Here is a 7,428-nt window from a genome sequence, read left to right as displayed (position 1 = left end):
GGCGCGGCCTGATCGAGCGCGCGTCGGATGCCTCCGACCGCCGACGCAACGTGCTGAAGCTCACGGCGGCCGGGCGAGCCACGGTGGCCGAACTGCGGCCGCGCGTCGAGGGGCTCGAGTTCGTCATAGCCGGCGACCTGGACGCGCGGGACCGCCGGGAGCTGCGTCGCATGCTGCGCGCCATGCTGGCCGGCGCGCAGCGCGAAGGGCTGCTCTCCGGGGAGTGATGCCGCCGTCCCCGGCTCGGCGGTACCGTGATCCCCATGACGGCTCGAGCGGCGACGGTGCTGCTGGTGATGACGCTCGCCCTGGCGGGCTGCGCCGCGACGGACCCCGATCCCACTGACGCTCCCGCGACCCCGTCGGCCGCGCCCTCCCCTACGGAACCCGCAGCGACCGATGCGCCACCTTCCGCGCCCGCCTCACCGACCGGGCCGCAGGTCATCGCGACGGGGCTCGACGCGCCGTGGTCCATCGCGCGATCGGGTGACCTGGTGCTCGTCAGCGAACGCGACTCGGGGCGCATCCTGCGACTTGCCGCCGACGGCTCGACCCACGAGGTGGGCGTCGTGGAGGGCTTGGTCGCCGACGGTGAGGGCGGCCTGCTCGGCCTCGCCTTCGACGGCGAGGGGCGCCTCTACGCGTACTCCAAGGCCGCGGGCGGCAACCGCATCCAGCGGATCGCGCTCACGGGCGATGCCGCTTCCCCCTCGCTCGGAGCCGCAAAGACGATCCTCGACGGGCTGCCCACGAGCAACATCCACAACGGCGGCCGCATCGGGTTCGGGCCCGACGGCATGCTCTACGCGTCCGTCGGCGACGCGGGGGACCCCCGCAGCGCGCAGGACCGCGCCGCGCTCGGCGGCAAGATCCTGCGCATGACGCCGGACGGCGACCCCGCTCCCGGCAACCCGGATCCGGCGACGCTCGTGTACTCGATAGGTCACCGCAACGTGCAGGGTTTCGCGTGGAGCTCCGACGGCACCATGTTCGCCACGGAGTTCGGCCAGGACACCTGGGACGAGCTGAACCGCATCGAGGCGGGCGCCAACTACGGCTGGCCGGAGGTCGAGGGCGCGGGCGGCGAGGACGGCGGCTTCGTCGACCCCGTGCTGCAGTGGACGACGCCCGAGGCGAGCCCGAGCGGCATGGCGATCGTCGACGACGTGATCCTGATCGCGAACCTGCGCGGTTCGCGCCTGCGCGCGGTGCCGGTGGCCGACCCCGGGAACGCCGTCGAGGTGCATGTCGGCGAGTTCGGCCGCCTCCGCGACGTCGTCGAGGCGCCGGACGGCGGCGCCTGGATCCTCACCAACAACACGGACGGCCGCGGCGACCCGGGACCCGACGACGACCGCATCATCCGGATCGACCTGCCCGCCGTAGGGTGAACCCCCCGGACGCCCTGACGCGCAGCCGCCGAAGCCCATCCCGACACGCCCCTCCCCATCCGCCTTCGACCCAGGAGAAACCGCCCATGTCCTTCCAGGCCTACCTCGACAACATCGAGACGAAGACCGGCGTCACGCCGCGTCGCTTCATCGAGCTCGCCGCCGAGCGCGGCTTCGGCCCGGGCACGAAGGCCGCGCCCATCGTGCAGTGGCTCGCCGACGACTACGGGCTCGGCCGCGGGCACGCCATGGCGCTCGTGCACGTCATCACGAAGGGCGAGCGGATCGACGACAAGCACGTCGGCTCGGGCGGCACGCACCGGGACGACTCGAACCGGCTCTGGCTCGACGGCAAGGACACCAAGCCGACGGCCTGACACCCGTTCGCGCGACCTCAGCCCGCGGCGAGGCGCTTCAGGGCCTGCCGATCGGGTTTGCCTGATGCCAGGCGCGGCACCTCGTCCACGAGCAGGATGCGGGTCGGCCGGGCGGGCTTGCCGACGTGCGTGGCGACCGCCTCGCGCGCCGCGGCCAGGGCCGCATCGGGATCGGGCACATCCGCGCGTCGGGCGACGAGCACGGGCGTCTCGCCCCACCACTCGTCGGGCGCGCCGACCACGACCGCGTCGAGCACCTCGCGCACGACGCGCTCGACGCGGTCGAGCGAGACGTTGATCCCGCCCGTCACGATGACGTTGTCGATCCGGCCTGTCACCTGCACGCGCCCGTCGGTCACGGTGCCCGCGTCGCCCGTGCGGTACCAGCGCGCGCCGTCTGCGTCGCGCACGAACACCCTGTCGGTCGCTGCGGCATCCCCCAGGTACCCGTCCGCGAGAGTGGGGCCGCTGATCCGCAGCTCGCCGTCGATCGCGGCGACGCGCACGCCGCCGAGCGGCACGCCGTCGTAGACGCATCCGCCCGCGGTCTCGCTCGAGCCGTAGGTGCGCACGATCCGCGCGCCGAGCTCGGCTGCGCGCTCTCGCAGCACGGCGGGCAGCGCCTGACCGCCGATCAGGATCGCCTCGAACGACGCCAGGGCTCGCGCCACCCCGGGGTCCTCCCCCGCGGCGTCCACGAGCGTCCGGAGCTGCGCAGGCACGAGCGAGGTGTAGATCGGCACACGCTCACCGCCGCGTGCGGAGTGCATGCCCGAGACGACGTGCGCGAACGCCGGGGCCGAGAAGCGGCCGGCGAGGATCGCCGGCTCGGTCCCCTGGACGAGCGAGCGCACGAGCACCTGCACGCCCGCGACATACGACGCCGGAAGGGCGAGCAGCCACTGACCCGATCCGATCCGCTCCGCCGTCGCGAGCGCGCTCGAGGTGAGGGCCGAGCGCGACAGCATCACGCTCTTGGGCACGCCGCTGGATCCGGAGGTCGTCACGACCGCCGCGATCCCAGCGGGCACCGTCTCGGGCGGCTCCGCGGCACCGCCGAGCGCGACCGCGGGCCCCGCACCGAGTGCAGCGCGCAGCGCCCGCAGCACGGCGCGCGGGTCGTCGGAGTCGAGCCGCTCGAGCCTCATTGCGTCAGTAATGCCAGGGGAACGGCGACCAGTCGGGCTCGCGCTTCTCGAGGAAGGAGTCGCGGCCTTCGACCGCCTCGTCCGTGCCGTACGCGAGGCGCGTGGTCTCGCCCGCGAAGACCTGAAGGCCCGGCAGTCCGTCATCGACCGCGTTGAACGCGAACTTCAGCATCCGGATCGCCGTGGGCGACTTCGTCAGAATGACGCGCGCCATCGCGATCGCCTCGCGCTCGAGGTCGGCGTGGCGCACGACCCGGTTGACGGCGCCCATCTCGTACATGCGCTGAGCCGAATGCTCCTCGGCGAGGAAGAACACCTCGCGAGCGAACTTCTGGCCGATCTGGCGCGCGAAGTACGCCGAGCCGTATCCGGCGTCGAAGGAGCCGACATCCGCGTCGGTCTGCTTGAAGCGGCCGTGCTCGGCCGAGGCGATCGTGAGGTCGCAGACGACGTGCAGCGAGTGCCCGCCGCCGGCAGCCCAGCCGGGCACGACCGCGATCACGACCTTCGGCATGAACCGGATCAGCCGCTGCACCTCGAGGATGTGCAGCCGACCGGCGCGCGCCGCGTCGCTGACGGACGTCTCCTCCTCCGAGTACTTGTAGCCGTCCCGACCGCGGATGCGCTGGTCGCCGCCGGAGCAGAACGCCCAGCCGCCGTCCTTCGGGCTCGGCCCGTTGCCCGTCAGCAGGACCACGCCGATCCGGGGATCCTGTCGTGCGGAGTCCAGCGCGCGGTACAGCTCGTCGACCGTGGCGGGACGGAAGGCGTTGCGCACCTCCGGACGGTCGAACGCGATGCGCGCGATCCGGCCGTCCTTCGACACGTGGGCGGTGATGTCCCGGTACGCCGAAGCGCCGGGAGCCTCGTCCCACTCGGACGCGTCGAACAGGTCGGAGACGAAGGTGTCGGTCACCGCTCCAGCCTATTCGGCGGTCCCCCGGCCGCGCCGGGCCTGGGAGACTCGACGACATGGACACCCGGATCGCCGTGCAGATCAAACCGCAGCATGCCTCGATCGCGGAGCTCCGCCGCGCGGTCGCGACGGTCGAGGAGGCCGGCGCCGACATCGTGTTCAACTGGGACCATTTCTTTCCGCTCTCCGGCGATCCCGGCGGCCTGCACTTCGAGTGCTGGAGCCTGCTGTCCGCGTGGGCGGAAGCCACCGAGCGGATCGAGCTCGGGCCGCTCGTGACGGGGACGGGCTACCGCAATCCGCAGCTGCTCGCCGACATGGCTCGGACGGTCGACCACATCTCGGCGCGCGACGGCGAGGGTCGCCTGATCCTCGGCATCGGCGCGGGCTGGTTCGAGCGCGACTACGACGAGTACGGCTACGCGCCGTTCGGCACCCCCGGCAGCCGCCTGGACCGCCTGGAGGGAGACCTCGATCTCATCCGCTCCCGCTGGGCGCAACTCAACCCCGCGCCCACGCGACGCATCCCCGTGCTGATCGGCGGCGGCGGCGAGCGCAAGACCCTGCGGATCGCGGCGCGGCACGCGGACATCTGGCACAGCTTCGGCGAGGCCGACACGATCGCGCACAAGAGCGCCGTGCTCGACGACTGGTGCGCGAAGGTGGGCCGGGATCCGTCCGAGATCGTCCGCAGCGCGGGCGTCTCGCCGAGGCCGGGGCGCTTCCCGGAGGACCTGGAGGACTACGTCGGCCACGCCGAGAGACTGCACGCCGTGGGCGTGCGGCTGCTGACCGTCGGCTACGAGGCACCGACGTGGGACCTCGGGCCGCTGCGGGACCTCATCGCGTGGCGCGACGAGAAGCGGCGCGCGGCCGTGTCCTAGCCGCCGGGAGGGGTTTCCCTCCCGGCGGCCGACGTGCAGGCGTGGGCCTGATCAGGCGTTCTTGGCGTCGCGCCAGGCGAGCCAGCGCTCGACGCGCGCGAAGTCGATGTCCGGGCCCGTCACGTCGCACGTGAACAGGCGCACGCCCGCGTCGTAGAGGGCATCGGCGCGGTCGATGTGGTCGCCGCTGACCTGGTTCGACAGCACGAGCGTGCCGAGGTCGCGCTGCTCCTTCTCCGCCCAGCGCCTCAGCACGTCGAGCTTGTGCCCGTAGTCCTCGGGGCGGACGAAGCTGTGCCAGATGTCCGCGTGGCGCGCCACGAGCCGCAGGGTCTTCTGCTCGCCCGCGCCCCCGATCAGGATCGGGATGTCGCGCGTGGGCTCCGGGTTGAGCTGCGCCCATCGTGACTCGATGCGGGGCAGCGCCTCGGCGAGGTCGTCCAGCCGCGATCCGGCGGTTCCGAACTCGTAGCCGTACTCGTCGTAGTCGCGCTCGAACCATCCGGATCCCGTCGCGAAGATGAAGCGGCCCGTGTCGCCGCCCTTCTTCGAGATGTGATCGATCGTGCGGGCCATGTCCGCCTGCAGATCGGGATTGCGGTAGCTGTTGCAGTTCACCAGCGGCCCGAACTCGACGCGCTCGGTCTGCTCGGCCCAGGCCGCGAGCATCGTCCAGCCCTCGAAGTGCGTGCCGTCGGGGTCGCCCGACAGCGGGAAGAAGTGATCCCAGTTGAACAGCACGTCGACGCCCATGTCCTCGAGGCGCGTCACGGCGTCGCGGATCACGGAGTACGAGGCGTGATGCTGCGGGGCGATCTGCACGCCGAGGCGCACGGGGATGTCGGTAGCGAAGTCGGGCATGGCGTCAGGTTAACGGCGTGCGGGACGGCCACGGCGGGCTTTGAGGAATCCGTCCGCCACGCTCCACAGCGGGAAGCCGGCAAGGCACACGCCGATGATGATCCCGACGACCCGTGCGGCCTCCTCCCCCGCATGCTGCGAGAACAGAGCCACAACCTCGGGGTTCCACATCAGCCCGCTCGTGTGCAGCCAGAGGCCGAGAGCGCCGACGGCCACGGCCAGCACGGCGTTCGCGACGGCGGCGGGGTGGGTCCAGCGGCGCGCGAGATGGACGCCGAGCAGGATGAACGCGCTGATCGCGGCCGCGCCGGGAATCACCACGAGCGTCCACGGCCAGAGCCCGGGGTTCAGCAGCGGCAGGACGCGGCCGCCGGCGACGTCCCACGGGAGGAAGTCGATGAACCGATCCCAGAGCACCAGGCCCGCCGCGATCAGGACGAACGCCAGCGCGAGGATCACCTCGGCGCGTGACGCGCGGGCCTCGGCTGCGAGCGGCAGCTCGTCCGGGGTCCACGCGCGCACCGGCGACGGCGTCTGCGCGCGCTCCGCGAGCCAGAACGCGAAGGTGGTCCAGAACGCCAGGTGCACCGCGACGGAGACCAGGACGCCGATGCCACCGCCCAGCATCGTCCCCGCCGAGGCGCCGGCGATGGCCTGACCGAGCACCCATGCGAAGGCGACGCAGGGCAGCACGATCCACAGCAGCAGCTTCAGCAGCCGCAGCCATTCGAGGTAGTACGCGGGGCCGATGAGATGCAGCGGGCGGTCGGCGTAGCGCGCCGCGAGGATCGCCGGATCGCCCAGCTCGGTGAGCACGGATCGCTCGGCGGCGTCGTCGGCCTCGCCGGCCTCGAGGCGCGGCTCCAGCTGGTCGGTGATCGAGGCGCGCAACTCAGCGGCGATGTCATCACGCGACGCGGGCGGCACCGAGCGCGTCGCTGCGTCGACGTAGCGGTCGAGGAGTTCGGACATCAGGTCCTCCTGGGACAGGTCGAAGATCAGTCGGCGAGGCCGCCCAGCGCGTCGGAGATCGCACGCCAGTCGGCGAACAGGGTGTCGGCGAGGCGCGTGCCCGCCTCGGAGGTGCGGTAGAACTTGCGGGGCCGGGCCTCGTCGGTGTTCCACTCGCTCGTGAGGTGCCCCTGCTTCTCGAGGCGCCGCAGCAGCGGATAGAGCGTGTTCGCGTCGGTGGGGAAGCCCGCGGCGCCGAGCTGCTCGAGGAGCCCGTACCCGTAGCCCGGCGTGCGCAGCAGATGCAGACACGCCAGCACGAGCGTGCCCCGGCGCAGCTCCTGCCGGTGGGTCTCGATGTCGCCGCTTCCATCCATGCTCGACACGTTACTGTGTGTCACACACCAATGCAACCGGCACAACGAGTTGAGCTGCACAGGTGTCCGATCGAGCGCGGATACGCTGGCGGCATGCAGACCCTCGCCGACGGCGCCATCCTGCGTCGTGCCCTCCCCTCCGACGTCCCCGGCATCTTCGAGCGCATCGTCGACCTCGCTGTCTACGAGCGGGAGCCGGATGCCGTGACCGGCACGCCCGAGATGCTCGAGGCGGCGCTGTTCGGTGAGAAGCCGACCGTGTACGCCCACGTGGTCGAGCACGAGGGCGAGGTCGCGGCCATCGCGATCTGGTTCCTCAACTACTCGACGTGGACGGGGCGCAACGGCATCTACCTCGAAGACCTCATCGTGAAGGAGACGCACCGCGGCCGCGGATACGGGCTCGCACTGATGCGCGGGCTCGCGCGGGAGTGCGTCGACAACGGCTACACGCGGTTCGAGTGGTCCGTGCTCGACTGGAACGAGCCGTCGATCAGCTTCTACCGCCGGCTCGGCGCCGTCG

9 protein-coding genes and 1 pseudogene are annotated in these 7,428 nt (G+C 71.9%); 5 read left to right on the top strand and 5 right to left on the bottom strand.

Annotation, left to right across the window (positions count from 1 at the left end):
* The 3 genes and pseudogenes from RIF89_RS09230 to RIF89_RS09220 all read left to right on the top strand — a co-directional run.
* Window positions 1-227 (top strand): annotated as a pseudogene (locus RIF89_RS09230) (hypothetical protein); the annotation flags it as partial.
* A 36-nt stretch (window positions 228-263) separates the two neighbouring features.
* Window positions 264-1,391, top strand: a complete 1,128-nt coding sequence (locus RIF89_RS09225; RefSeq protein ID WP_309068825.1) for a PQQ-dependent sugar dehydrogenase — start codon at window positions 264-266, stop codon at window positions 1,389-1,391.
* A gap of 86 nt (window positions 1,392-1,477) precedes the next feature.
* Complete coding sequence (locus RIF89_RS09220; RefSeq protein ID WP_309068824.1) at window positions 1,478-1,768, top strand: DUF4287 domain-containing protein; 291 nt, start codon at window positions 1,478-1,480, stop codon at window positions 1,766-1,768.
* A 17-nt stretch (window positions 1,769-1,785) separates the two neighbouring features.
* Here RIF89_RS09220 and RIF89_RS09215 read toward each other — a convergent pair whose 3' ends face one another.
* Both RIF89_RS09215 and RIF89_RS09210 read right to left on the bottom strand, forming a co-directional pair.
* Window positions 1,786-2,916: an AMP-binding protein gene (locus RIF89_RS09215; protein WP_309068823.1), complete on the bottom strand. Its 1,131-nt coding sequence runs from the start codon at window positions 2,914-2,916 to the stop codon at window positions 1,786-1,788.
* A 4-nt stretch (window positions 2,917-2,920) separates the two neighbouring features.
* Window positions 2,921-3,832, bottom strand: coding sequence for a 1,4-dihydroxy-2-naphthoyl-CoA synthase (locus RIF89_RS09210; RefSeq protein WP_309068822.1), 912 nt, complete (start codon window positions 3,830-3,832; stop codon window positions 2,921-2,923).
* A 56-nt stretch (window positions 3,833-3,888) separates the two neighbouring features.
* On the opposite strand from RIF89_RS09210, the gene RIF89_RS09205 reads away from it, so the two are divergent.
* The gene (locus RIF89_RS09205; RefSeq protein ID WP_309068821.1) at window positions 3,889-4,716 is read left to right on the top strand and encodes an LLM class F420-dependent oxidoreductase; all 828 of its coding nucleotides are present in this window, start codon (window positions 3,889-3,891) and stop codon (window positions 4,714-4,716) included.
* Between the two features lie 51 nt (window positions 4,717-4,767).
* On the opposite strand, the gene RIF89_RS09200 is transcribed toward RIF89_RS09205, so the two are convergent.
* The 3 genes from RIF89_RS09200 to RIF89_RS09190 are packed head-to-tail and all read right to left on the bottom strand — an operon-like array spanning window position 4,768 to window position 6,905.
* On the bottom strand, window positions 4,768-5,577 hold the full coding sequence (locus RIF89_RS09200) for an LLM class F420-dependent oxidoreductase (protein WP_309068820.1): 810 nt from the start codon (window positions 5,575-5,577) through the stop codon (window positions 4,768-4,770).
* A gap of 9 nt (window positions 5,578-5,586) precedes the next feature.
* Window positions 5,587-6,549, bottom strand: coding sequence for a hypothetical protein (locus tag RIF89_RS09195; RefSeq protein ID WP_309068819.1), 963 nt, complete (start codon window positions 6,547-6,549; stop codon window positions 5,587-5,589).
* Window positions 6,550-6,575: 26 nt separating this feature from the next.
* Window positions 6,576-6,905: a PadR family transcriptional regulator gene (locus RIF89_RS09190; protein WP_309068826.1), complete on the bottom strand. Its 330-nt coding sequence runs from the start codon at window positions 6,903-6,905 to the stop codon at window positions 6,576-6,578.
* A 93-nt stretch (window positions 6,906-6,998) separates the two neighbouring features.
* Here RIF89_RS09190 and RIF89_RS09185 point away from each other — a divergent pair.
* Window positions 6,999-7,428 (top strand): GNAT family N-acetyltransferase (locus tag RIF89_RS09185; protein ID WP_309068818.1); only part of this gene is annotated, 430 nt, incomplete at its 3' end.

The sequence above is a fragment of the Microbacterium sp. genome (genome assembly GCF_031178525.1).
GTDB lineage: Bacteria > Actinomycetota > Actinomycetes > Actinomycetales > Microbacteriaceae > Microbacterium.
This window is presented reverse-complemented; position numbering and strand designations above follow the sequence as displayed.